This window comes from Paenibacillus antri, from assembly GCF_005765165.1.
GTDB classification, from domain to species: Bacteria; Bacillota; Bacilli; order Paenibacillales; family YIM-B00363; genus Paenibacillus_AE; species Paenibacillus_AE antri.
This window is the reverse complement of record NZ_VCIW01000002.1, coordinates 120,270-144,926: the sequence shown is the minus strand read 5'-3', so window position 1 is coordinate 144,926 and position 24,657 is coordinate 120,270. Positions and strand designations below refer to the sequence as shown.

Below are 24,657 nucleotides of genomic sequence, written 5' to 3'. Positions count from 1 at the left end.
CGGCGCTCGGCAATCGAGCGTCAAGGGCGGCAGGGACAGGAGGTTTTTACTTCCGCCGCTTACGTTCTTTAACCCATGTCAAGATCGACAAGGCGAAGGCGGCGCCGACGATCGCGCATTGCATCATCCATGGCGATTCGATCATAGCGGCGGACGCCCAAGGGAAGACGACGTTCATCGGTACGCCGCCCTCTTGAACCGCCTGCCGAGCCAGGAGGCCGCTCCGGCGGCTGCAGGCAGAAGGATAAACATCGGAACCCACAGCGCATACGGCAACCGCTCCAACCCCGCTTGCAGATGCTCCGAGAAATTGTTCGTCATCGTTAACGAGACGAAGAACGCGGAACCCGCCGACAACCAGATCGCGGCGCCGCTGTTCGCGGCCGCGGTTAATTCCTGGATGCACATCGCGGCCGCGATTAAGTGGACCGCCATTTTAACGAACGACGTGCATAAGAAATACATAGCGCCAAGAGCGTTCAAATTTTCCAAAAACCCTGCCACGCTGGATAGGTTCAAGATCGTGAACGCAGGGAAGATCATCTCCATAAACAGATGCTCCCCCATCGCGGCGATCCCGAGCACATCGAACAAGACGATAAACAGACCGGCGAACAACGTCGCCGCGATGCCGACGGTCGGAAGCCGCTCCTTCTTGTTCAGCAGATGCCAGAAGACGGCCATCTCGATGCTCTCCCCGTACGTCTGCGTAATGCCGAGCGGCCAGATCCCGGTAAACACTCTGCCCCAGCCTTCGCCGAGAATCGGAAAGAAATATTCCGGATGAAAGCTCTTCGAAGCGATCAGCAACACGGCTTCCAGCAGGCTGAACAACACAAGTATGGGGAGCAGGACGCCGGCGATGCGGCCCAACACCTCTACTCCCGAAAACATCAAATACAACGCTACCGCCAAAATCGCCGCGAGAAAAAACCATGGAGGCGTGGCCGGCAGCAGCGTCAGCGGCACGAGAAATTCCAAATCGGTTAATATTCGAGCGGCGTCATAGATGAATAGGAGCGGGTACAGCCATGCCAGCGGAACGCCGATCCAGGATCCGAAGCCGCCGCGAAACCATTGCACCAGGGAGACGTAGCCGGTCAATTTCGTAATGCCCGCGTAGCCCGCAATGAGAACGCAGCCTAGGAGGGCGGAACCTGCGGCGGTGATCCAGGCGTCCCGACCCGCTCCCGCAGCGAAACCGAAGATCACCGTCGTGCCGAACTGGAACAACACCAAAATCGAAAATAATTGGTAGCCGGTCATCGCTCCTCCTCCCATATGTCCACGCGCTTCCCGACAAGGCCGGTGTTCAACACTTGAACGGATACGGAGATGTCCGCGCGTACGTTCGGGAACGTCTCGTCCCATCGTTCCGCATACTCCCCGCGCCAACGCTTCGGATCGTTCCGGTACAAACTCTGTCCGAAGCCGACGATGTCCGTATGCAGATTCCGTTGCACTTTGTCGCAGAGAGCTCGAAGCCGCTCCTCCAGATCGCGTTCGAAGTAAGACTCGACGGTACCCAAATGTCGTTCGATTTCCATTTTCGAAGCGTTCTCCGCAATATCCAACGTCGCCTCGGTTTCGATTCGGATGCGAACCCGGCCGTCTCGAACGGACGGTCGAAATCGCGTCGAGCCGGATTTGATTTCGGCGCTGATTTTCCCGCCTCCGCGACTTTCCGGAACCTGAATCGTGATCACGCCGTCTCTCACCTCGTTGCGTAGCCATACAAGACCTCTAGTCGCTTCGTCGCCGAGCAGGCCTACAAGGCGATCGCCCCGGAACGCGGCCGTCTTCGTCGTCGCCCTGAGGTTCGAACCGTTCTTCTTCTCTGTCGATTTGGTCAATTCGACGACGGGAGCGAACGCTTCTTGGCCCTCCGCGTGTAACATCGCAAGAAACTCTACGAGCCGCACGTTCGTCCCGACCCCTCTAACGATTTCCTCTTCGATGATTTCGGAGGATAACTTCTCGAATGTGGGCTTGAACCGCAAAATGTCTTCCGGATGTTCGGCTACGAGGACGAAGCTGTTCAGTTGCGACTGCCGATTGCGCTGGAAGACGTCGAGCACGGGAGCGATCCCTTCTCTCGCCAGCCGCTCGCCTAACAGGAGGACGCGGTTATGCGAGAAATAGATCGTTCGCGGCAGCTTCGCTTGAATGTTCCGGAAGGCGTCCATCACCGTCTCGCCGCCGGCCGTGACGACCCACCCCGCCGTCGTCGACATCTTGCTTTCGCCGCCGCCCCCGGTCATTGAGGACGTGCCCACCAGACGCGGGATCGCGAACAGCAGCATCACTACGATGTCGCCATTATCCGACCGGTCTACCGCCGTGGCGGTTACGATGCCGATATCGTTCACCTCTTGTCGTCCCCAGCACCCGGTCATGACCGGAAGCAGCAACAACAGCAGCCACCATCTCCGACGTCCCAGCGAATATCCCGAAGCTCCCGGATTCACGCGCATTCCCCCATTACGGCTCTTGCCGTCCCTTGTTCCAAGCAAGCCATGGCCTGCGCATGAGCACGTCTTTGATGCCGTTCAGATTCAGCGGCGCCGCCGGGGATAAATAAGGGACGCCGAACGACTTCATCTTCGCAAGATGAATGAGGAGCGCCAGCAAAAACAAGACGATCCCGTACAACCCGAGGAGCCCCGCCACGATCATAAGCGGGAATCGCAGCAGGCGAACGGCCAAACCGAAGCTGTAAGAAGGAAAAATAAACGAAGCGATGCCGGTGAACGACACGACGATGACGAGCGAGGCGGAGACGAGGCCGGCTTGAACGGCGGCCTGACCGATGACGAGGGCGCCGACGATGCTGACGGCTTGCCCGACGGGCCTCGGCAGCCGCACGCCCGCCTCCCGCAATCCTTCGAAGGCCATCTCCATAATGAACGCTTCCACGATCGCCGGGAACGGCACGGCCTCCCTGGACGACGCGATGCTGAGCAGCAGATTCGTCGGCAGCATCTCCTGATGCATGGTCGTGATGGCGATGTACAGCGAAGGGAACACCAAGGCGCTGAAAGCCAGCCAATAGCGAAGCCACCGCGTTACCGACGCCACGATGTAATGTTGACTATAATCTTCGGACGCTTGGAGCATCTCCAAGGCCAGACCGGGCGCAATCAAGCCGAACGGCGAATTGTCCACCAATACTAGTACGCGTCCTTCCGCCAAAGCGGCCGCCGCCCGATCCGGACGTTCGGTCGCATGCAGCTGGGGAAACACGGTCATCCGCCGCTCCTTGATCAGCTCTTCGACCGCTCCGCTTTCCAGGATCGCGTCCAGACGGATGCGTTCGAGCCGCGACTTCACTTCTTCCACGAGGGAACGCGAGGCGATACCTTCCAGATACAGTACGGAAAGGGCGGTTTTCGTCAGCTTGCCGGCTTGGCGCATTTCCATCTTCAGCGCGGGCGTCTTCAGCCTTCGCCGAATCAGCGATATGTTCGTCTGCAAGCTCTCGGTAAAGCCGTCCCGCGATCCTCGAATGACGGGCTCGCTCGCTGGCTCCTCGACGGACCGCGCGGGATACGCCGCCAGCCCGATGAGCAGGACGGGGGTCACCCCGTCGACGAGCAGCATGACATAGCCGGCCAATACCGACTCCGTCGCGCGCTCCCGATCGCTTTGCACGACGATATCTTCCGCGGGAAGCGCCTCGGATACGAGCCAATCGAGTCGGCGGTCCGGTTCGTGCGGAGGAGAAGTCGCTTGGATTTGCATCAGCGGCAGCAGGACGTTCCTCTCGATCCGAAGATCGCTCGACATCGCTTGCGTATAGACGAGCGTCGCTTCGATCCGCCCGCCCGCGCGGACGGATCTGAAAGTCACGTCTTCGCATCGATCGAACGTTCGGCGGAAGTAGGCTACATTGTCGGCGTACGCATTCATCGGCGACAGGCGCCTCCTCTGTTCGATCCTGATCTTACCGTATACTTTTCCCAAATTCGGCAATCGATCATGCAGAGGCGAACGAGAAAAAAGAAAAAGCAGGAGGCCGCCGCCGGGCGGTCCCCTGCTTCTTATTCCGCTTGCATCCCCGATTCGGCGCCCGCTTCGAGCTCCGCTTCCGCCGCCGTCTCCTCCTCGGCCTGCGTCGGACCGCGCAGCGCGTCTACGATCTGCTGCGCCAGCTTATCGCCGAAGCCGAGCGGACGGAACGCCTCCACGTCGGCTTCGCGCATCGCCTTCACGCTGCCGAAATGCTTCAGCAGCTGCTTCTTCCGTTTCTCGCCGATGCCCGGAATGTCGTCCAGCAACGATGCGAACGACCGCTTCGACCGCGTATCCCGGTGGAACGTAATCGCGAAGCGATGCACCTCCTCCTGAATGCGCTGCAGCAAGTAAAACTCCTGACTGTCGCGACGCATCGGCACCGGCGTCGGCGGATCGCCGACCATCAGCTGCGCCGTCTTATGCTTCGCGTCCTTCACGAGACCGCATACCGGCACGAACAAGCCGAGCTCGTTCTCGAGCACGTCGACGGCCGCCGCGATCTGTCCCTTGCCGCCGTCGACCACGATCAGGTCCGGCAGCGTCAAGCCGTCGCGCAGCACGCGCTCGTAACGGCGGCGGATGACCTCGCGCATCGTCGCGTAGTCGTCGGGACCGACGACCGTCTTGATCTTATACTTGCGGTATTCCTTGCGGTCCGGCTTGCCGTCCGTGAAGACGACCATCGCCGACACCGGATCGGCCCCCTGGATGTTCGAGTTGTCGAACGCCTCGATACGGTGGATGCGGTCCGCGCCGAGCCACTCGGCGAGCCCTTCCACCGCCTTGACGGTGCGCTCCTCGTCCCGCTCGATCAAGCGGAACTTCTCCTCGAGCGTGACGCGCGCGTTGTCGGCCGCCATCTCGAGCATCTTCTTCTTGTCGCCCCGCTGCGGCAGCAGCACCTTCACCTTCAGCCAGGACTCGAGCGCGGCCGCCAGGTCGCCGCCCGCATCGCCGTGCTCGCCTGCGCCCTCCGCAGCCGCGCCCTCCGCAGCCGCGCCCTCGGCGCCGGCTTCCGCGCCGGCCGTCCCGGCCGCGGGCGGACCCGGCAGCAGCACTTCCTTCGGCAGCGCCGGGTTGTCGCTGTAATACTGCGTGACGTACGTCATGAAATCGTCGTACGCCTCGCCGTAATACGGGAACGCCGAGGCGCGGCGTTCGATCATTTTCCCTTGCCGCACGTACATGATCTGCACGCACATCCAGCCCTTGTCCACGGCGTATCCGAACACGTCGCGGTCGACGCCCGCGGCGGCCGTGATCGTCTGCTTCTCCATCAACGCGTCGATCGCCGCGATCATGTCCCGCAGCTCCCGCGCCCGCTCGAAGTTCAGCTCTTCCGCCGCGGCGGCCATCTTCTCCTGCAGCTCGTCCTTGATCGCGTCGTGCCCCCCGTTCAGGAAGCGCGTAATTTCCCCGACCATGCGCTCGTATTCCGCCTTCTCGACCGGGTACTCGCAAGGCGCCACGCATTGGCCGATGTGATAGTACAAGCACACCTTATCCGGCAGCGTCTTGCACTTGCGCAGCGGGTACAGCCGGTCGAGCAGCTTCTTCGTCTGCTGAGCGGCGAAAGCGTTCGGATACGGTCCGAAATATTTCGCCTTGTCTTTGACGACGCGCCGCGTCACCTCGAGCCGCGGATGCGCTTCGTTCGTGATCTTCAAATACGGGAACGACTTGTCGTCCTTCAGCAGCACGTTATACTTCGGGCTGTGCTTCTTGATCAGATTGCACTCGAGCAGCAACGCCTCCACGTTGTTCGCGGTGACGATATATTCGAAGTCGACGATGTCCATGACCAGACGGTGCGTCTTCGCCGAGTGGCTGCCCGTAAAATACGAGCGGACCCGGTTTTTCAGCACCTTCGCCTTGCCGACGTAGATGATCGTGCCTTCGTTGTTTTTCATTAAATAGCAGCCCGGTTTGTCCGGAAGCAGCGCCAGCTTATGGCGTATGGCTTCGAGCTCCTTCTCCCGGTCCCGGTTCGTTCCTTGTTCCATGCGGCCGTTCATCCTCTCCTGCGCACTCCTGTTCCCCTCATTCGATTGTACACGAAATCGTCCGTCGAACAAACGGGTCCGTTCAGGAAAAAATCGGCGCGAAAAACCCTCCCCCGCATAAACGGAAGAGGGTTGTAGGAACCTTACATATGACGGCTGACGACGTTCTTCAGAGCGTCCTTCGACTGGAAGCCGACGACCTTGTCGACCGGCTCGCCGTTCTTGAACACGATCAACGTCGGAATGCTCATGACGCCGAAGCGGCCCGCGGATTCCGGATTGTCGTCGACGTTCACCTTAGCGATCTTCAAGCTGCCCAACTCTTTATCGAGCTCTTCGAGCACCGGAGCGATCATCTTGCAAGGTCCGCACCAAGGCGCCCAGAAGTCTACGAGCACCGTACCCGTTCCCTCGACCTCGGTCTTGAAGGAATCGTCGCTTACGTTCACGATTGCCATACGAATTTGTACCTCCCTCATGCGAGAATAAGTCAACATGCAAAGTATACCACATTTCTTGCCGCCATCCTAACGCCGCCGGAACCTTCTTAGTATTGTCACATCCTTGACGCTTTACAATGGACGCTCGTTTTTCTATACTGTTGACATGGAATCTAAAGGGGGATGTAAGATGAACGACCCGAGACAGCACGTGAACGAAGAACCGCGCAACGACTTGCTCGACGTCGGCGTCGGCTTCCTGGGCATGTTCGGCCTTATGCTGGTCATCGCCGTCGCAGCCACGGTCATTCAAGTGATGACGCGCTAATCGACGATACAAACAACGAACGCCTGACGCTTCGCGAAGCACGCGAAGGTCGGGCGTTTTTTCGTGTCTTTTTCTTTTATTCGGAAAATGCTCCTTACGTCCCGCGCTGATTTCGGCCCGCGACCTCGATCACCTCGACGAACGGACGGATTCGGTCCATGATGCGCTGTCCCCGGTACTCGTCCTCGCCTTCGCGCGTCGTAAAGCTTAAGTGGCGCTGCAGCCCGTTCAAGTCGTGGTTCGACGTGTAGAACGTCGGCTTGCGGTTCATGCGGTAATTCAAAATCGTCCCGAGCACGTGATCGCGCGTCCAAGCGTTCAGATGCTCCGCTCCGATATCGTCGAAGACGAGCAGATCGGTTTCCTTCAGCAGGTCGATCGTTTCCTTCAGCTTCTGCGGATCGCCGAACATCGACTTTAAGTCCTCGACGAAGTCCGGTGTATAGACGATCACGCCCGTAAGGCCCAGCTTCGCCAGCTCGTACAGCAGATAACTCGCCAGGAACGTCTTGCCCGTGCCGAAGTCGCCCATCAAATACAAACCGTTCGGCTGCAGCCCCTCGTCCTTCGTACGCAGCACGTATTTCATGACCGCTTCGACCGCCGACGCCCGCCGCATATCCCGCGAGATGATCTCCGCCGGGGAATACTCGCGATTGAGCGCCTTCTCGTCGACGTAGAAGCTTTGGATGCGGGATCGGACCGAATCCTGCGCGGACTTCGTCGCTTGCAAGGAGCACGGCACCTTGTAATCCGCGATGCTCGCCTCCGCTCCGGCGCCGCTGACGACGAGCTTCGTGTAATGCCCCGGCATATCGTTGGGGCATCGTTCGAGCCCCGGGCAGCGGGCGCATTCTTTCGCTTCCTTCGCGTATTGGTACAGCCGCGTCACGTTCTTCGTCAACGCCTCGCGCTCCAACTCCGGATGCCCCGCCACCCACTCGGCGACGACCGCGTCGTTGAGCACCTTCATCTGCTGCCGCTTCCAGTCCGCTTCCCCGATCCCCGACGCGGCCCCGAGCCATCTCCCCATGGACTCCATCCGCTTCCTCTCCTCCCGACAAGCTTTAAGTAATTTATCCGTTCGTCAGCCGCTTGGCCATCTCCATCATTCTCATGATATCTTCTTCGGTCGCCTCCGGCGAGTCCGAAGATTTCGCGACCGGAATGACCGGCTTCGCCGTCCCCGGCGGCCGCCCGCGGCGCGCACCCGGCGCGCGCTGCGGCGCCGCTCCGGCCGCCGCGTTGCCCGCGTCGCCGCCGTTCCGTCCGGCGGCGCCGGCGCCCGAGCGCGACTGCTCCGCCTTCCGGAAATACGTGACCGCGTTCTCGAACGAGCGGATGCGCTTGCCCGCGACGTTCCCCGCGATCGCGTCCAAATAGTTGCGCTTCCAGTCCAAATCGTTCGCGCGAATATAATGGATCATGACGTTGAGCACTTCGTCCGGCAGCTGGTAGTTGACCTTCATCGTGAGGAACGCTTCCTCCACCGCGGTCGGCACGGCCGATGGTTGGAAGAACATCTTCAGTACGCGCGTATACGGCGAATTCGCGAGCATCGCGTTATACTGCCGGACGTCGCACTGACCTTGGAACTGCTCAGGCACCTCGAGCCAATACGGCGCCGAGACGTCGCGCTCCGCGGCAAGCGCCGACGCCTCGCCCTCGCGCGCGGCCGCCTGTTTATGCGTCGTCCGTTCCCTGCGCATCGCCTGCTCGTTCGAGCCGCGGTACACTTCCGCCGCCCGCGCCTGGAACCGATCCGCGGCCCATTCGCCGTTCGCGGCGAACATGCCGTCCTCGTCGAGCAGCGACACGGTCTGCTTGAGCGTCAGCTCGAATCGGCCGGCGTGATAGTTCAGCTCCGCCAGCCGCGCCGGGTCGGCGACGAGCCGCTCCACGGCGCGGCGATGCGCATGCGACCTCGGGAAGCGCCTCAGCAGCTCGTCGCCGCGGAAGCCGTCGCGGCCGAATTCTCCGCCGGCTAGAGCCGCGGACGGCTCGACGGGCTCCGGCGGCTCCTCGGCCGAGACGGCGCCGACGGTCATCCGGAACACCTCGTAGAACGGCGCCGAGATGTCCTCGAGCGTCTCGTGCTCGGCGGGTCGCGTCATGGCGCCTCCGTCCGCCGCGAACGAGCGCCGTACCGCCTCGGCCCCGTTCGGGCCGAGCTTCTCCTGCAGCAGCAGCCACAGATGGTGCACCCCGAAAAATTGATCCGGCCGAAGCGGCGGCTGCAGCCGGAATTCGTATGCCGCCACCTCGTCGCCGTCCATCCGGCGGAACGATTGGAGCAGCCCGACCGCCTCGAGCTTCGCCGTCTCGTCGACGAGCTGCTTGCGCCCGCGCTCGTTCGGCGGCAGGCCGCAAGCGAGAAACAGCTGGCCGAGCGTGCCCGCGTCGCAATCCCCGACGGCGTCGGAGGCGAGCGAGGAATAAAGCGTAGTATATAAAGCGACGGCCGTTCCCCCGATCATCGGTTGATACGCCGTCCATAAGAGCCGTGAATCCAAGGGGCTGAGCCCGAAGCGGCGCGAGACGACGTAGCGGTGATGCTCCGTCAGCTGCAACAGATTCGTTACTTTCAAGCGGCGCTCCCCTTCCTGTTCGACAAGTTTCGATAAACTCCATTGTAGCATAATTCCGCGTCCGCCGGGCGGGCAAAAAATAAAGAGGCCCGCCGAGAAATCCGGCGGGCCCGACAGGCGGGGGACGGCGTTAACGCATGATGCCGTGGTCGGCGAGGACGTCGTCCGGGATGCGGAGATCGTAATCCATCGCCTTCTTGATCAAGTTTTTGTCCACGTGGGACTCCCCGTTCGAAGCGGCGCGCAGCTCGTGCTGCATGATCCACTTCGTCACGAGATCGTGGAACGCGTCCATCCCCTTCGTCGGCACGTGATGACGGATGTCCGGAATGCGCGCGAGCGTCGAATCCGGCATCATCTGATGCAACTCTACGCCATGAGCGTAAGCCGAACGGTCATTGGCTCCATAGACGAGCAGCGTCGGCGCCTGAATGCTGCCGAGACGGCCCGTCGCCGAAAACTTCATGCCCGCTTCGTAGTATTGCTGCCAGTTCCGAATATCGCCGCGGATGGCCTCGTAATACAAATTATGGAACGTCTCCGGCATGTCCGCGTTCGCCTTCGCGATCAAGAGCGCAAGGCTCGTCTTCATCCCGAGCTTCGCGAGCGCGGAGGCGACGGCCAGCTGCCCCCTGACCATCAAGCTGAACGGCTCGGCCATCGCCCCTAACAAGATTCCGCCCCGGATTCGATCGGGGTACGTCAGCATCGTCTCCATCGCGACCCCGGCTCCCGCCGAATAGCCGCATAGATACGCCTTCCGAATGTTCAGATGATCGAGCAGCGCCTTGATGTCTTCCGCGATAAGCGCGTACGTGACCGGCGTCTCCGAAGCCGGACTGAAACCATGGCCGCGAATGTCGAAGGTAACGACTTGGAACGGATCCGCCAGCTGCACCTCTTGGTACCGGAATACGGCCCGATTCAGCAGCGGCGGATGGATGAAGACGATCGGCGTGCCGCGGCCGTGCACGTGGTAGTGCAGGATCGTCCCGTTGACGCTTGCTTTCGGCATGAGTCCACTTCCTTCCTTAGACGTAACTGGCCAGAATGAGGGTCATACCGTTACGATGCCCTTCGGAAGGGGGGCCATACGCGACACATTTTCCCGGTAAAATTAGAACATCTTGAAGCCTCTCACGCGAAGCGTGCGGATCGTTACGCCGCTCACGTACGCGCCCGCCAGTCCGCCGGCGACGGCCAGCCAATCGATGATGCCGTACTCGAGCAAGCTGGCGAATAGATTGCCCGTCCCCCAGCCGAAATACGCGAACAGCCCGACGATGAGCGCGAGGTACAAATATACCGTCAACCAGGTCGTCTTGAGCAGCATGTTAAGAATGAAGCCGATGCCGAACATAAGCACGAACGCCAGCACCGCGATCACGATGACTTGGAAAATGTTAGTTACCATCCGAATTTCACAGCCTCCTGCGCGATTCCCGAATCTTTCAATAGTTTACCGCCCGCGTTCGGCCTCGTCAAACGAGCCCGTTTGCCCCGGTCCGCCCGATTCGGTAAAATAAGGACAAACCTTAAGGAGAGTGACTTCATTCATGAGCGAAGCGGCACAAACGCTGGACGGCTGGTACGCCCTCCACGATTTTCGCCATATCGATTGGACCGTGTGGAAATCGCTGACGCCGGCCGAGCAGCGCCGGGCGGAGGACGAGCTGCGGGGGTATATCGCCGAGTGCGCGCAAGCGGACGAAAACAAGACGGGCAGCTTCGCCTTCTATTCGATCGTCGGACAGAAGGCCGACTTCGTGTTCGTCCACCTGCGCGAGACGCTCGAAGAGCTGAACGAGCTGGAGACCCGGTTCAATAAGACGTCGTTCGCCGACGTGACGATCCCTGCGCACAGCTACGTATCGATCGTCGAGTTAAGCAATTACATGGCGAAACCGGGCACTGATCCTATGGAAAGCCCGGAAATCGTCGCGCGCCTGAAGCCGTCGATGCCGAAGGCGAAGCACATCTGCTTCTACCCGATGAACAAGCGCCGTTCCGGCAGCGACAACTGGTATATGCTCTCGATGGAGGAGCGCCGCGAGATGATGCGCAGCCACGGCATGATCGGCCGTTCCTACGCCGGCAAGGTGAAGCAGATCATTACCGGCTCGGTCGGCTTCGACGATTGGGAATGGGGCGTCACGTTGTTCGCCGACGACGCGCTTCAGTTCAAGAAGCTCGTTTACGAGATGCGGTTCGACGAAGTATCCGCCCGATTCGGCGAATTCGGCGACTTCTACGTCGGCAACCTGACGGATGCGGATAAGTTCGCCTCGATGTTGAAGTAAAGCATAATCGGCATCGGGCCGGGACCGTCGCGGGTCATACACTTCGTTCGCTCCGTCGTAGGTGTGTTGTTTTCGATTAAACTTTAATAAGGAATACAACACACCTACGAAAAGTCGCTCACTGCGGTATGCCCCTCGCCAGTCCGGCGACTACCGGTTCGCTTCGCCTTCCCCGCGTTCTCGCCTGCCCCTCCAAATCGCCGGCTGAGCTAAGGGAAGTCAAGGAGAAGGAGTGCCGAAACACCTTCGCTGCCCGGCTCCAAAACAAAAACCACCTACGTCGGAGTATCCCCCCGTCGTCGGTGGTTTTTTAATGCCAAGCTTTCTAATCCTCGTCGTCGTCCTCGCCCGAACGCAGTCGTTCGATCTGGCGCATAAACTCCTCGTCCCGGCGGTCTCGTTCCCGGCCCTTCTCCTTCAACCGTTCGATAGCCGGTTGAATGAGCCGGTCGATCTCCTTCTGTACCGTCTGCGACAAGTCGTACCGCTGCTGCGATTCAAGGAAATGGCCGACGTCCATTAGCGCGTTATACCGGTCGAGCTCGTCCCGGGTCAGCAACCCTCTCACTTGCACGCTGCAATGGCGCATCGGTTAATTGAAATACCCCTTGCGCAGCACGAGCGGAATGCCGCCGATAATGTACAAGTAACGAAGATCGATGATCTTCTTCATCATGGCCGCGCTGCCGCCCTTCAGCTTGCGCCCCATCGCGATGCCGATCGCCTCGTTCTTGCCGAGCGACGCGACCGTGCCCTTGCTTTCGTATTTGAACGTCTTCAGCGACGAGTTGCGGATGGACGCGACCAAGTTATGCGCGAGCACGTCGGCTTGCTGAATGGCCATCTGCGCCGTCGGCGGATACGGACGGCCTTCTTCGTTCATGACGATCGAGCAGTCCCCGATGACGTAGACGTCTTCATGCCCCGGAATGCGCAAATATTCGTCGACCTTGATTCGGCCTCTCATCGCTTCGAAGCCCGCTTCTTCCACCAGACGGTTGCCGCGGACGCCGCCCGTCCAGATGACGGTTTGCGTCTTGATTTCTTCGCCGTCGGCCAGCGTAATGCTGTCCGGGGTGCACTCCTTCAGCGCGATGCCGATCTTGAACGTGACGCCCTTCTTCTGCAGCACTTCCATCGCGTATTGAACGAGCTCCGGATCGAAGCCCGGCAGCGCCGTCGGCGCCGCTTCGACGTTGTAGATCTTCACGTGATTCGGATCGACGTCGAACTCCTTGCACAGCTTCGGAATGCGGTCGGCGAGCTCGCCGATGAATTCGATGCCGGTGAAGCCCGCGCCGCCGACGACGAACGTCAAATAATCCTTCCGGTGCGGCTCCTTCTTGAAGCGCGCGAATTGGTATTCGATATGCTCGCGGATGAGGCGCACGCTGTTGATGCTTCGAATGAAATGGGCATGCTCCTTGAGTCCCGGGATGCCGAACGTCTCCGGCTCGCCGCCGAGACCGATGACCAAGTAATCGTAAGACAAGGTGCCGTCTTCCAAAATCACTTTCTTATCGTTCGGCCGGATTTGCACGACCGTGGACTTGACGAAGTCGATCTTAAATTCGTCGATCAGCTTCAGAATGCTCACCCGAGCGTTCTGCGGATCGTCCGTACCGGCAGCCGGCATATGGAGATGCGTCGTGATGTAGTGATAGTCATGCTTGTTGACCAGAGTGACGTCCGCCTCGTTGTAGTTGAGCTCTTTCTGCAGTCGCAAAGCCGTGACGATTCCGCCGTATCCCGCTCCAAGGATAACGATGCGTGGGATTCTGCTCATGCTTTCTCCAATCCTTCCGGTTATATATATATTTGTTTTTGTGAAAAGCTATATATTTATTTGTGAAAAATTACACATAAACAAACGAATTTATAGGTTTGCATGGTAGGATGCCCGAAATGGGAACACTTTATCGTGAGCTCTCACCCTATATAACAAAACAAATCAAACTGTCAATATCTTGCCACAATATTGAAGAAAGTTCAAGCCTAAAATCGCGACTGAATATGAACGAATTGTCACCGATTTTTCATCCGCGAAACGCGAAACAGGGTTTCATTCCGTAGAACTTCCTGTGTATAATGGTAACAAAATCTAATGATGTTAAGGATCATTACATCGGAGGTGCATCCTATGACGCGACAGCCAAACGAGAACGGAATCGTCGATATCGCGGTCATCGGCGGAGGTCCCGCCGGCTTGTTCGCGGCGTTCTACGCCGGTATGAGACAAGCGAGCTGCAAGATCATCGAGAGTATGCCGCAATTGGGCGGACAGCTTGCCGCGCTTTATCCCGAAAAATACATTTACGACGTCGCCGGCTTCCCGAAGGTTAGGGCGCAGGAGCTCGTAGACAATCTGATCCAGCAGATGAGCCATTTTCCGATCGAGCAGTGCCTCGAGGAGAAGGTCGTCCGCCTGACGAAGAAGGGCGAACGTCACTTCGTCATCGAGACGACGAAGGCGACGCACGAGGCGCGCGCGGTCGTCATTACGGCCGGCGTCGGCGCTTTCGAGCCGAGAAAGCTCGATTTGCCGGAAGCGGCGCATTATGAAGGAAAGAATCTTCATTACTTCGTCAGCAATCTCGAGAAATTCCGCGGGCGCCGCGTGCTCATCAGCGGCGGCGGCGATTCGGCCGTCGACTGGTCCCTCATGCTCGAGCCGATCGCCGAGCAGGTTACCCTCATTCACCGCCGGGATAAGTTCCGGGCGCATGAACACAGCGTGGAGCTGCTGATGAAGTCGAAGGTGGACGTTCGGACGCCGATCGAGATCGCCGGGCTGAACGGAGACGACGCGATTCGAAGCGTGACGCTGAAAGACGTGAAGACGGGCGCGGAGACGGAATTCGAGGTCGACGACGTGATCGTCAATTTCGGCTTCGTCTCGTCGCTCGGCCCGATTGCCGAATGGGGCTTCGACATCGCGGACGGCTCCATCCTCGTCGATACCCGCATGGAGACGTCGATCCCCGGCATCTTCGCCGCAGGCGACATTACGACGTATCCCGGGAAGCTGAAGCTGATCGCCGTCGGGTTCGGCGAAGCGCCGACCGCGATCAACAACGCCAAAGTATATATCGATCCGAACGCGAAACTGTCCCCGGGCCATAGCAGCAACATGAAGTTATAATCATGGAGTCTGATTTCTAAAAACGAAGGGCATCCTACCGTTAAGCCGAAGGTCAGCTTAAGGGAGGGTGCCCTTTTTCTATGAACACGATATGTCCGGTGTGCAACGGGTTCGCCGACCTGCGGGCGGCATGTCCGACTTGCAAGCGGGAAGCCGAGGACGGTGGACGATTAGGCGATTATTATGATCCGTATTCGGCCTATCGACCGATCGACGATGTGCGTCTGACGAACGGTTATCCCGACGTCGAAGCGCGGGAATGTCTTCACAGGGCGTATTGCGCGAACTGCGACGCCGCCTTCGTAGCGGCCGTACCGGAAAGCGAAGGATAATGACTGGAACGACGGATGATTCGAACTTAGTGCAGCGTTAAGGACGCGGCGTCGACTTCTAAGTTGCGTCGCTCGATTTCCTGCTCCAACAGCTTAATGAAGTCTTGTTCGAGCTCCAGGTCGAGCGCTTTGAAATACGTCTCGATCAAGCTTTCGTTGCTTAATCCCCTCATTCGGATTCCCTCCCTTGCTTGGTTTCCTCATATGCTACCAGAGGAAGGAAATCCGAACAACCGTTCCGATATCCACAGATTTCTGTGGACAGCATGTGCACAAGCTGTGACTAATCCCCCGGAACGGCGCTGTCCATTGTGTTTTATGTGGGCAACGATTTCGGTGGATATGTGGATAGTTTCGTGATAAATAAATTTAATCGGGCCGCTCGCCTAATTCGAAGAATATAGGTACTCGCACAGGGCGTTTCCCCCTCCTCCTCATACTATGGGTACGTACCCGAAACGATGAGGAGGTTGTACGATTGGCTGAATATTACGTAAATCCGAACGTGTCGCACATGCCGACGGCGAATATGGGGCCGATAGCGAACATGGGGCCGACGGTGAACGCCGCTCCTGCGGCGAATCCATCGCATGGTCCGATGATGGCGTCTCCCGCATTCGTCAAGCCGACATGTTCCTACGTCGGCGGAGCTCGCCTGTCCGCGGAAGCGGTTCTCGTCCTCTTTATCCTGCTCGTCATTATTACGCGTCTGTGCCGCTGACCGCACGACAAGGGCGCCGGAACGTTCGTCTCGTTCCAGGCGCCCGGCGGGTCCTGCTATTCCCATACATATGCTTCCCCTGCGGCGTCGTAAGCCACGACGCGATTTCTCCCTCGGCTCTTGGCCGTATAGAGCGCTCGATCCGCGCGTTCCAGCACATCCGTCTCCATTCCGCCCCCGCTCGGCACGAGCGAGCCGATCCCGATGCTGATCGATACGCGCGAGCCGTAGGTCGAATGCTCGTGCGCGATGCATAACGCGTCGACCGCCATCCGCATCCGTTCCGCCACCTTCGCCCCGCCCTCGATCGTCGTGTCCGGCAGCAGCGCCGCGAATTCCTCGCCGCCGTACCGCGCGATGAAGTCGTCCGGCTTCTGAACGCACGCCTCCAGCGTCTCCGCGATGCGGCGGAGGCAGGCGTCCCCGTTCAGATGGCCGTAGTTGTCGTTGTACCGCTTGAAGTCGTCGACGTCGAGCAGCAGCACCGTCAGCGGCTTCCCGCTGCGGGCGCAAGCGTCCCATTCGAACTTCAGATGTTCGTCGAGACTTCTTCGGTTCGCGATCCCCGTCAAGCCGTCTATCCCGGACAATCGCTTCAGCACCGTGTTCGCTTCCTGCAGCTTCTTCTCGTTATTCTTGATTTCCGTAACGTCCTGATACTTCCACAGATGAGCGGCGACCCGTCCCTCCTCGAATACAGGAGCGTAATCCAGCTGAAAGATGCGGCCGTCAACCATATCGATGTACATCCCCTTGGCCGGCGCCCCTCCTTCGGACAGCTCGAACATCCTCAGTCGCGCCTCGGGTTCGAGGAACGCGCCGCGATGCCGCTCGAACAGCTTCCGCTTCGACTCGCCCGTCAGGGCGTCCGGAGGCGCCTCCTCGCCGAACATCGCCAGGAGCTCTCGATTCACGTAGATGATTCGCTCCTCCTCGTCCTCGACCAACAACCCGCTCGGAATATGATCGAGCAGCGCTCGCTGCAGGTTCGCCGCGCTTCGAAGCTCGCTTTCGCTCTTGCGAAGACGCCGCTCGTTCTCGTACGCCCGTTCGAGGAACGACGAGAGCAAATACATGGCGATCCCCGCGACGATCGAAGTCAACCAGACGTACGCCGCCGCGGTCGCGAACATTCGCTTGTCGGGCACTCCCCATAAGAGAAGCAGCGTCACGAAGAAGGTCGCCGTGCCGTTCAGCAGTTGGAACTTAATGCCGGGCGACAGCTTGAAACGAGCGATCGCCGCGCACCCGAGTCCGATGACGAACATCGCCGCGGCGGCGTAAACGGACGCCTCGGTCCAACCGAAAAACAATACCCGGGACGCGGATACCGCCGAGGCGGATACGAGGCTTCCGATCCAACCGCCGTAGAACGCGGAGAGAACGATCGCGACGTGACGCAGATCCAGAAGAAGGCCATTCCCGATCGGAATGGAGAAAAACATTAACGAACTGCCCAGGATGCCGTACATAGCCCCGATCCAGAGGCTCCTTCGGACCGGCGTCATCTCGCGATCGGCGGTCCCGCGAAAGAAGAAGAAATGCAAAACGAACAAATAAGAGACGACGATCGATACGTTCATAACGATGTTCTGTATCAACGCGCACGCCTCCCGTCCGAATTATTAGAATTTAACGGCATTTCATGAACAAAATTCGACAACTTTTTACAAATTCCTTTTCATCTCATTCATATTTACCGATTTTTTCTAATCATTTATATGCTGAAAAGAAAAAGCCACCCGCGCACGCTGCGCGAATGGCCCGTCGAAAACGGCTTTTGCTTTATTCTCGAAGAGCATTTTCTATATAATGCCGATATCGCTCGCGCGAAGCCTCTTGAGCCTCGGACACGCGTTTGCCGGCCGTCGATCGATTATCGTAATGAGAATCGTAGATGTAATCGTTCAGATCGCCGTTCAAAAACCCTACTAATTTAGTATGTGCTTCGGAATAGTTCCGAATCGCATCCATGTACGCATTTAAGATCGGATCTACGAAATCATTTTCCCCAGGATAATTTTGGGTCACTCTTCGTGCCGCATCCATTACATCGTTGAATTCGATTAGGGCCGCCGTTATGCTTCGACTCTGTTCGCCTCGAGGAAGAACCGGCTTGATCGGAGATAGCATGATTCTCTCGTTGAGGAGTCGAAGCTCATTGTCGATGACGACAAGCTCGTCGCCGAAATCCTCGATGCGCTTATATAAGCTTGCCTTATCCACATTCGCCTTCGTCGCCGGTCGAGCGATCGGTTCCGATTCGGGGAGCGATACTTGCACCGTTTGATTGTCGCCGTTCCAGACCGCCTCCACGCCCAACGCCTTCAACATATAAATCGGCACCATCGTTCGCCCGTTGAGGTTCACCGCCGGCACATCCGCCGCTTGGATCGGTTGACCGTCCATTTGAACTTGAATAATCGGATTTCCTTCGAAAGTCCCGTTTACATTGGCATAACTTGTGGCCGCTCCCGTCAATACGAGGAGTACCCCGGCGACTCCAATCCATTTCCGCAACTCCATAGCCTCCCAGAAAAAGTATCTTGTAAGCTAGTATACACCTAAGCGGCAAGCGTCGGAAGACGGTATGCTCTTGACTCGCAGCTCCTTCATTTCTGATATAATCATAGAGGAGAAAATAACTAGTAAGAAAGGACTCCGATCTTATGCGTTCGAGCACCAAGCTCCTCTTAGCCGTATCGGTATTATCGATAGGCATATACTCCGGCGCGGCCGCTCCCGAAGCGGAAGCCGCCGTGAATTATCGCGACGTGAAATCGGAAGCCGCTTGGGCGCTCGCTCCCGTCGCCGAACTTGTACAGCGCGGAATTCTTACCGGGTATGACGACGGCACCTTCCGCCCCAATCAAACCGTATCCCGTATCGAGACGATTACGGGAATCGTACGGATGATGGGGAAACAGGACCAGGCGGTCCAAGCGGCGGCTGCCGCGAAGGATCTACAGTCGTCCGACGGGAAGCTCATTTTCGAGAAATACGAATGGGCCGTCGGTTATATCGCCGTCGCCGAGAAGAGCGGCTTGCTCGAAGAAGACGCGGTCAACCCTGCGGCAGGCGCGGAACGATGGTGGACGACGATGGTTCTCGTGCGGGCCATGGGACTCGAACGGGAAGCGAAACGCAGCATGAAAGCGGAATTAACATTCAATGATAGCGGCGACATTCCTGCGGAGGCCGTAGGCTACGTTGCCGTTGCGTTGGAGAAAGGGCTCGTGACGGGATACGACGACGACACGTTCCGCCCCAAGCGGAAGGTAAGCCGCGCGGAGTTCGCCGCGTTGTTGGACCGCGCCGGCAACATCGTTCCGATCGCCACGTCCGACCATGTCGAATTATCGGCGACGGTAAGCGCCGTCCAGGGCAACCTAGTTACGCTCACGAAGGACGGCGGGACAAACACCTTCGACGTCGGACAAGACGCGACGATCGTTCGCGAAGGCGAGCTCGTCGGCCTGAATTCGATTCGGGCGGGAGATCGAGTCACCGCCGTGCTTCGCGGCATGGAACTTGTACATATCAAAGTCGATGAAGCGGCGCTTAACGTCTCGAAAGAAGACAGAGGCGTCATCGCCGCCCTCTCCCCCGGCCTCATTGCGATCGAGGCGAACGGGCTCGTGACGCAATATTCTGTCGCGGATACCGTGACGATCCTGCGCAACGCGCTGCCGGCGGATTGGAACGCATTGAAGGCGGGCGACGACGCGATCGTCGCCTTAACGGACGGAGCGGTCGTCCGCATCGAGGCCACGAGCGCGAATATCATGAACGGTCGAGCGACGGGAGTCGTCTCGTCCGTAAGCCCGACCCAAATCTCCATTACGGAAAACGGCGTTACGACCGCTTACCCCGTGAGCCGTGACGCGATCGTAATCCTTAACAATTCCATCGGCGCATGGTCCAGCGTGCAGCCCGGCGATCAAGTGACGGCCTTGATCGCAAACGATGAGGTATACCACGTCAGCTTGACGAAGACGGCGGCCGTCTCGGGGGAAGTGACCGGGTTCGTCATTGCCGTCTACGGCCAACAAATCGCCATCGCTTCGAACGGACAAACCGTCGTTTACGCGTACGACGATCGGATCAACTTGGTTCGGGCCGGCAAGACGGCCGCCATCGCCGACATTAAACCGGGAGACGAAGTGCGGCTGTCATTGGTGGACCGAACGATTATATTGCTCTTCGTGACGACCCCGATCGACGAAAAGCAGTATTATACGATCGAAGGGACGTATCAAAACCACTTGGAATTTAACGGTTCGGTTACGGAAATTACGGTTTCCGTCGTACAAGGCGGCGTTCCGATCCCCCGGACGTATAAGGTCAAGTCGGACGCGAATGTGTTGATCGAAACGGGGATTACGAATAAACCCAACTTTCTAGTCAACCACACGAGGGTTGAGTTGAACGTAGCGAACAATGAGGTCTTCCTCATCGTTAAGAAATAAAACGAGGCCGCCGCCGGGATGCACCCGGCGAGCGGCTTTGTATTTCTTTAGAACAAAAACGACCTCCATAACCGGGTGTATTCAAACCCGTTATGAAGGCCGTTATTAACAATCTGACTACGCCGAAGGTTTTCCGATTAGCACTCGCCAGGCACGCCCGCCTCTTCCTTCGTCCGGAAGCTCGAGCCGCAGCCGCACGTCGCGATCGCGTTCGGATTATTAATCGTGAATTTCCGTTCGGCTGTCCGTATGGACATTTCCGCATTGTATCAACGTTTCACCGGCAACATACGGATTGTTAATGCGCAAGTGGATTGTTATCGCGCGCTTCGTATGACGGTAGTTGACGTTGATACTATTCTACCCAAATCGACATATAAGCGCAAACTAAACGTAACTCTTGGCGCGGATTATTTTCGGTATATAATGAAGGAAAATGCCGGGAGGGATTCGCATGAAAGGATATCAAACTTTCTCCGATAGCAAGGGGCGGCGCGGAAAAGTCGGAAGTCAGGTCTTTGTATATACCGGAGAAGGTTCCTTGGTGGACGGCAGATTTACGGTCATTGAAATCGGAAGACATGGTGCAAACGGTACATACTTGGTTCTTGATCCAGCACCGTTCCCGGATCGGAAGAATGTCGGATGGGGACCGGAAGTGGCGTGGGCCTCACAGGCAGTTATTGCAAAATAACACCCGAAGATAAAAAAGTTGCGCGCAAATTGCGGAGGCCTGATGAAGGGGTAGGCGAGGGTGGCTTGGGGGTAGCGGCGGCATCGATCCGGTCCGGCTGCATATCGTATTCAACCGCATTCATTCGGAGGATTGCGGATTGTTAATTATCAATTACGGCAGTATCCGTAGAAACCGCGCCGGATCAACGTTTTCAACGTATAGCCGCCGGTCAACCGTTTATGCATTCGAATCTCGCCCGTTATCGATCGGAGTCCCTCCGCTCGGCTGCATAAGATTCCGTATAAATCTACGTAGACCCCCCGAGTTCAGAACGGTCTCCCGATCCGAGCGATGCAGCGCCTGCAGCCGGGTTGAAGATTTTCGAGGGGGCGTGCATTCCGGGCATCGTGCGGGTATTTTCAGCACCCCCTAGAGTTGAAAAATCTACGTTAAACTCCGATTTTGTAACGGGTTATTCGGACGATATTATCGCCGTCGTGACGCCGTATTTCCGCCATTTATGCGCATTATCTCCGATTTTAGCCGACCCGGAGTACACTTCCGATGAGGTTTACGTCATCACATGTCGTAGTTTACACGATGATCCCCTCGATCACCGATACGTCTCCTCGAGCGAATGCCCTCCGGACTATCCCGTTCCACTTCCGCCGCGCCTGCCGATCCCACTCGCGGAACATTTTTTCGCGCTCTTCCGTATACAGCCGATTGAAATCCTTCCGCTTCAGCCACCGGTACAGCGTCATCCGCGATACACCGACCGCATCGGCAACGGATTGCCTCGTCTGATATCGGCGCCAATAACGAACCATAAGCTCGATCGCAAGACGCTGCCTATCCGTTAACGGCGGATGCGACCCTTTCGGCCGGCCTCTCTTGCGCCGTTTCTTCCGTTGAGCCATCGTCATCACCTCCGTAAATGAATCGGAGCCCCCATTACGGAGGCCCCTTCGTTATTACTCCGTTGGATCGTCTTACTCAAGTGTCGGAAGATCATCCGTCGCTGTCAGCGTTAGATTCATCCGGTGAACCCCGCCCTCAAACGTATGAACGTCCGCCGACACGTAATAAGCGCCGACTATGCCGGTCATCGGTTCGCGAACGTAAACGGCCGCTCCCGCAACGACATCGATATTTCCGAGGGCATCGACGGAGGCTTCATCGTCGATGACGGCGAGATCCTTTAACCGTTGCTTCGCGAGCTGCTCCACTTGCGATTTCGTCGCGTCTCCATCGACGTATTCTAAGTGTTGCATCGTGCCGAACAACGATTTCATTTCCGGATCTTCCTGCGTTGCGACAATCGGCGCTTCGTCATTCCCGCCGATGATCTTAACGGATGTCCTCGTGTCTTCGATCGACTGAATATAGGAGGCGCCGAGAATGTTGTATCCGGCCTCGATCGTGCCTTTGACGGCCATATCCTTCCGTTCGGTCAGGTTGAGTAGACCGTTTCGGGAGTACAGATAGAAGCGCCGGCCGTTCTGCTTCCGCGAATCCGTAAGGGCGATGGTCATCATCTCCCAAAGCGTTTGATCTCGGAATAGCAGTCTCGGAATCACGTAGCCGGTATCCGCGATAGTCCCGACCGGAATGCCGAAGTCGACGCACAACTTCCGGATGATCTCCGATGCCGTGACCTTGACGAATGCCTTGGAATCGGTGTTCTTCGTCAGATAGATATTCTCGTCGTAAGCACGCACGGTCGCCTGTCCGTTGATATCGATAAACGTCTCGAAGATGACGCCGCGGAAGATTTCGGTGCCGTCGTAAAGCACCGTCAGCTCCCTCCCGACTTCAAACGGAATAGCCTGCGTATCCCCATCGATCGTATTCGAGATGGCAATGTCGACCCTCCGGGCGGCTGCGTGAACCTCTCCGGACCAGGTGACGGATTGAACGATGGGATCGACGGTCAGTCCGTTATAAACGACGCTTACGTTACGCATAGGCTGCTCCGCCGAGTGACGAACTTACCTCGCGGGCCAATGCGCGGGCAATGGCGTCTATGTCGGATTCTTTGCGGATGTTCACCGGACCCGTAATCGTCACGTTCACGTCGCCATTTCCGCGGCGGTCTTGCTTATCCGCTTCCGAACGAGTGAGTACGCGTTCGCCTTGGTGCAACTCGGCTACATACCCATTTTTCGGCACCCTCGAAAGGCCGGTCGCATGAGATCCATCCGGTTTCGCTCCGCCCGTCATCCGGTAGTACTGTTGCATAAACCAATTCGCCGGCTTGACGTTCTCAATCGCCGTCGGCCCCGTAAGTCCTTTCGGATTGAGAATTGCGTCCCTCATCGCCGCCTGTTCCGCCAGCCGTTTCGCATCAAGGTTCGCTGTTCCGGCGTTAATCAGCGTCGTCGCGCCGGCCGTGACGCCCGCGGCTGCTTTCACCGGTAACGGACCCGGAGCAACTGACGCCGCGCCTCCGCCGGCAATCAGCGCCGAGAGAACCGGATAGTCCTTCGCGAAGTCCTTCATACCGTTCCACAATCCGCTGGCGACGGTCTTACCCATCTCCCGCGCGACCTTTTCGACCTTCGTCTTTCCGCTATCGTCCCACCACGTCTTGAACGTAGATTCCAGATCCGCGTAGATGAAGGCGATTTTCTGCTTGATATCCGGGAGGTTCTGAAAATCCGGATTGTTGATGAAATGAGAGTCGATATAACTCGACGCCCGTTGAACGGCATTGACTACACCGCCGAAGAAGTCGCCGAGCATGTCCCCGCCAAACTTAACGAAACGGTCGAAGGCATCCGTATCCAGGAGGCGATTAAACTGCTCGAGCAGCGGCTTCACCTTTTCGAGACCTTGCTCGCCCATACGCATCAGCGAGAGCTTAAGTTTATCGATCCCTTGCCGGTACATCGCGATCCCTGTAGAGTCCTGACGGTCAAGCATATCCTGCGTAAATCCCATTTCGTCGAGTACCCGGTCGAGAGCAACGAGCTGGTCCTCGAGTTTGAGGTTCTTAATCTCGTTAAGGACCTTCCGCGGCATGTTAAAGCGTTCAACCATCGACGTCGCATCGGAAGAAAACATCTCACGCATTGCGAAAGCGGCGCCTTCCATTCCCTCGGCCATGTTTGAGGCGCCAAGTCGCTCCTGAATTGCGACGATCTTCTCCAGTAAGGCAATGTCCTTAGTCACCGGAATGAACGCTTTTGCGCTGAAAAAGTCGTTTTCGCTGAAAAGGCTGTCGGCCGCTCTTTTTTCCAAGAACGCGAAGAACTGGTTGGCTGTCTTCGTGTCTCCCTTGAACATTGCGTCCATCGTGATTACATCGAGTTCACGGCGGCTTGCTGCTCCGACGGTTGCATCGAACAACTTGGCGGCTCCGTACGCTCCCCCGATTGCCGCGGCGAGTCCAACGAAGCCCGACCGCATGCTTCCGACGCCGGCGCTAACCTTTCCGAAGGACGTTCCGAGCTTCACGTTCTCCTTCGCGAATTTAACGACCGCAGACGCCGCCTTCCCCGTCGAGGATACGTACCCGCCAACGGACTTCGACGTTTTCTTAACGACGTCGTCCATCTTCTTCGTTTGGTCCATCGCTTTGCGAAGCGGCGCCGTCATCTTATCTTGAAGCCGAAGCACAGCGGTTAAACTGTAACTCATCC

General features: G+C 58.0%; 25 protein-coding genes and 1 pseudogene. 7 read left to right on the top strand and 19 right to left on the bottom strand.

Annotated features, from left to right (window positions below; all coding sequences use genetic code 11):
- Window positions 1-46: 46 nt before the first annotated feature.
- The 6 genes from FE782_RS33080 to trxA form a co-directional block, all read right to left on the bottom strand.
- Entirely contained in the window at window positions 47-178 is a 132-nt protein-coding gene (locus tag FE782_RS33080; RefSeq protein ID WP_274388702.1) for a hypothetical protein, read from the bottom strand.
- Window positions 175-1,266 (bottom strand): GerAB/ArcD/ProY family transporter, encoded by a 1,092-nt coding sequence (locus FE782_RS03870; RefSeq protein ID WP_158299243.1) that lies wholly within the window; start codon window positions 1,264-1,266, stop codon window positions 175-177. The genes FE782_RS33080 and FE782_RS03870 overlap by 4 nt, the downstream gene beginning before the upstream one ends.
- Window positions 1,263-2,468 (bottom strand): Ger(x)C family spore germination protein, encoded by a 1,206-nt coding sequence (locus tag FE782_RS03865; RefSeq protein WP_158299242.1) that lies wholly within the window; start codon window positions 2,466-2,468, stop codon window positions 1,263-1,265. The genes FE782_RS03870 and FE782_RS03865 overlap by 4 nt, the downstream gene beginning before the upstream one ends.
- Window positions 2,469-2,481: 13 nt before the next feature.
- Window positions 2,482-3,909, bottom strand: coding sequence for a spore germination protein (locus FE782_RS03860; RefSeq protein ID WP_138192685.1), 1,428 nt, complete (start codon window positions 3,907-3,909; stop codon window positions 2,482-2,484).
- 131 nt (window positions 3,910-4,040) lie between these two features.
- On the bottom strand, window positions 4,041-6,017 hold the full coding sequence (gene uvrC / locus FE782_RS03855) for an excinuclease ABC subunit UvrC (protein ID WP_138192683.1): 1,977 nt from the start codon (window positions 6,015-6,017) through the stop codon (window positions 4,041-4,043).
- 143 nt (window positions 6,018-6,160) lie between these two features.
- Window positions 6,161-6,475 carry a thioredoxin gene (trxA, locus tag FE782_RS03850; RefSeq protein ID WP_238392339.1) on the bottom strand — a complete coding sequence of 105 codons (315 nt, stop codon included), beginning with the start codon at window positions 6,473-6,475 and terminating at the stop codon, window positions 6,161-6,163.
- A gap of 172 nt (window positions 6,476-6,647) precedes the next feature.
- Between trxA and FE782_RS03845 the strand changes: the two genes are divergently transcribed.
- Window positions 6,648-6,785, top strand: a complete 138-nt coding sequence (locus FE782_RS03845) for a YqzM family protein (protein WP_238392338.1) — start codon at window positions 6,648-6,650, stop codon at window positions 6,783-6,785.
- 94 nt (window positions 6,786-6,879) lie between these two features.
- Here the strand turns inward: FE782_RS03845 and zapE are convergent, their stop codons facing one another.
- From zapE to FE782_RS03825, 4 genes are all read right to left on the bottom strand, one after another.
- On the bottom strand, window positions 6,880-7,827 hold the full coding sequence (gene zapE / locus FE782_RS03840; RefSeq protein WP_138192679.1) for an AFG1/ZapE family ATPase: 948 nt from the start codon (window positions 7,825-7,827) through the stop codon (window positions 6,880-6,882).
- 34 nt (window positions 7,828-7,861) lie between these two features.
- Complete coding sequence (locus tag FE782_RS03835) at window positions 7,862-9,373, bottom strand: replication initiation and membrane attachment family protein (RefSeq protein ID WP_138192677.1); 1,512 nt, start codon at window positions 9,371-9,373, stop codon at window positions 7,862-7,864.
- Window positions 9,374-9,503: 130 nt separating this feature from the next.
- Window positions 9,504-10,388 (bottom strand): alpha/beta fold hydrolase, encoded by an 885-nt coding sequence (locus FE782_RS03830; protein WP_138192675.1) that lies wholly within the window; start codon window positions 10,386-10,388, stop codon window positions 9,504-9,506.
- 102 nt (window positions 10,389-10,490) lie between these two features.
- Complete coding sequence (locus FE782_RS03825; RefSeq protein WP_238392337.1) at window positions 10,491-10,787, bottom strand: YuiB family protein; 297 nt, start codon at window positions 10,785-10,787, stop codon at window positions 10,491-10,493.
- Between the two features lie 142 nt (window positions 10,788-10,929).
- On the opposite strand from FE782_RS03825, the gene hemQ reads away from it, so the two are divergent.
- A complete protein-coding gene (hemQ, locus tag FE782_RS03820) occupies window positions 10,930-11,673 on the top strand; it encodes a hydrogen peroxide-dependent heme synthase (RefSeq protein WP_138192673.1) in 744 nt (247 codons plus the stop codon).
- A gap of 325 nt (window positions 11,674-11,998) precedes the next feature.
- Here the strand turns inward: hemQ and FE782_RS03815 are convergent, their stop codons facing one another.
- Entirely contained in the window at window positions 11,999-12,262 is a 264-nt protein-coding gene (locus tag FE782_RS03815) for a hypothetical protein (RefSeq protein ID WP_138192671.1), read from the bottom strand.
- 3 nt (window positions 12,263-12,265) lie between these two features.
- On the bottom strand, window positions 12,266-13,459 hold the full coding sequence (locus tag FE782_RS03810; protein ID WP_138192669.1) for an NAD(P)/FAD-dependent oxidoreductase: 1,194 nt from the start codon (window positions 13,457-13,459) through the stop codon (window positions 12,266-12,268).
- A 354-nt stretch (window positions 13,460-13,813) separates the two neighbouring features.
- Between FE782_RS03810 and FE782_RS03805 the strand changes: the two genes are divergently transcribed.
- On the top strand, window positions 13,814-14,815 hold the full coding sequence (locus tag FE782_RS03805) for an NAD(P)/FAD-dependent oxidoreductase (RefSeq protein WP_138192667.1): 1,002 nt from the start codon (window positions 13,814-13,816) through the stop codon (window positions 14,813-14,815).
- Window positions 14,816-14,895: 80 nt separating this feature from the next.
- A complete protein-coding gene (locus FE782_RS03800; protein WP_138192666.1) occupies window positions 14,896-15,147 on the top strand; it encodes a hypothetical protein in 252 nt (83 codons plus the stop codon).
- 26 nt (window positions 15,148-15,173) lie between these two features.
- On the opposite strand, the gene FE782_RS03795 is transcribed toward FE782_RS03800, so the two are convergent.
- On the bottom strand, window positions 15,174-15,320 hold the full coding sequence (locus tag FE782_RS03795; protein ID WP_138192664.1) for a sporulation histidine kinase inhibitor Sda: 147 nt from the start codon (window positions 15,318-15,320) through the stop codon (window positions 15,174-15,176).
- A 305-nt stretch (window positions 15,321-15,625) separates the two neighbouring features.
- Here FE782_RS03795 and FE782_RS03790 point away from each other — a divergent pair, with 305 nt between their 5' ends.
- Window positions 15,626-15,868 carry a hypothetical protein gene (locus tag FE782_RS03790; RefSeq protein WP_138192662.1) on the top strand — a complete coding sequence of 81 codons (243 nt, stop codon included), beginning with the start codon at window positions 15,626-15,628 and terminating at the stop codon, window positions 15,866-15,868.
- A gap of 56 nt (window positions 15,869-15,924) precedes the next feature.
- Here FE782_RS03790 and FE782_RS03785 read toward each other — a convergent pair whose 3' ends face one another.
- Window positions 15,925-17,469, bottom strand: coding sequence for a GGDEF domain-containing protein (locus FE782_RS03785; protein WP_138192660.1), 1,545 nt, complete (start codon window positions 17,467-17,469; stop codon window positions 15,925-15,927).
- Between the two features lie 184 nt (window positions 17,470-17,653).
- Complete coding sequence (locus FE782_RS03780; RefSeq protein ID WP_158299241.1) at window positions 17,654-18,388, bottom strand: stalk domain-containing protein; 735 nt, start codon at window positions 18,386-18,388, stop codon at window positions 17,654-17,656.
- Window positions 18,389-18,537: 149 nt separating this feature from the next.
- Here FE782_RS03780 and FE782_RS03775 point away from each other — a divergent pair, with 149 nt between their 5' ends.
- Window positions 18,538-20,337, top strand: a complete 1,800-nt coding sequence (locus FE782_RS03775; RefSeq protein WP_138192656.1) for an S-layer homology domain-containing protein — start codon at window positions 18,538-18,540, stop codon at window positions 20,335-20,337.
- Between the two features lie 137 nt (window positions 20,338-20,474).
- Here FE782_RS03775 and FE782_RS03770 read toward each other — a convergent pair.
- Window positions 20,475-20,567, bottom strand: a pseudogene (locus tag FE782_RS03770) (iron-sulfur cluster assembly accessory protein); the annotation flags it as partial.
- A 224-nt stretch (window positions 20,568-20,791) separates the two neighbouring features.
- Between FE782_RS03770 and FE782_RS03765 the strand changes: the two are divergent.
- Window positions 20,792-21,031: a hypothetical protein gene (locus FE782_RS03765; protein WP_138192654.1), complete on the top strand. Its 240-nt coding sequence runs from the start codon at window positions 20,792-20,794 to the stop codon at window positions 21,029-21,031.
- Between the two features lie 575 nt (window positions 21,032-21,606).
- Here FE782_RS03765 and FE782_RS03760 read toward each other — a convergent pair.
- The 3 genes from FE782_RS03760 to FE782_RS03750 form a co-directional block, all read right to left on the bottom strand.
- On the bottom strand, window positions 21,607-21,933 hold the full coding sequence (locus FE782_RS03760) for a phBC6A51 family helix-turn-helix protein (protein ID WP_158299240.1): 327 nt from the start codon (window positions 21,931-21,933) through the stop codon (window positions 21,607-21,609).
- A 72-nt stretch (window positions 21,934-22,005) separates the two neighbouring features.
- Window positions 22,006-22,980 (bottom strand): XkdQ/YqbQ family protein, encoded by a 975-nt coding sequence (locus FE782_RS03755; RefSeq protein ID WP_138192650.1) that lies wholly within the window; start codon window positions 22,978-22,980, stop codon window positions 22,006-22,008.
- A complete protein-coding gene (locus FE782_RS03750; RefSeq protein WP_138192648.1) occupies window positions 22,973-24,655 on the bottom strand; it encodes a hypothetical protein in 1,683 nt (560 codons plus the stop codon). The genes FE782_RS03755 and FE782_RS03750 overlap by 8 nt, the downstream gene beginning before the upstream one ends.
- Window positions 24,656-24,657: the final 2 nt, after the last annotated feature.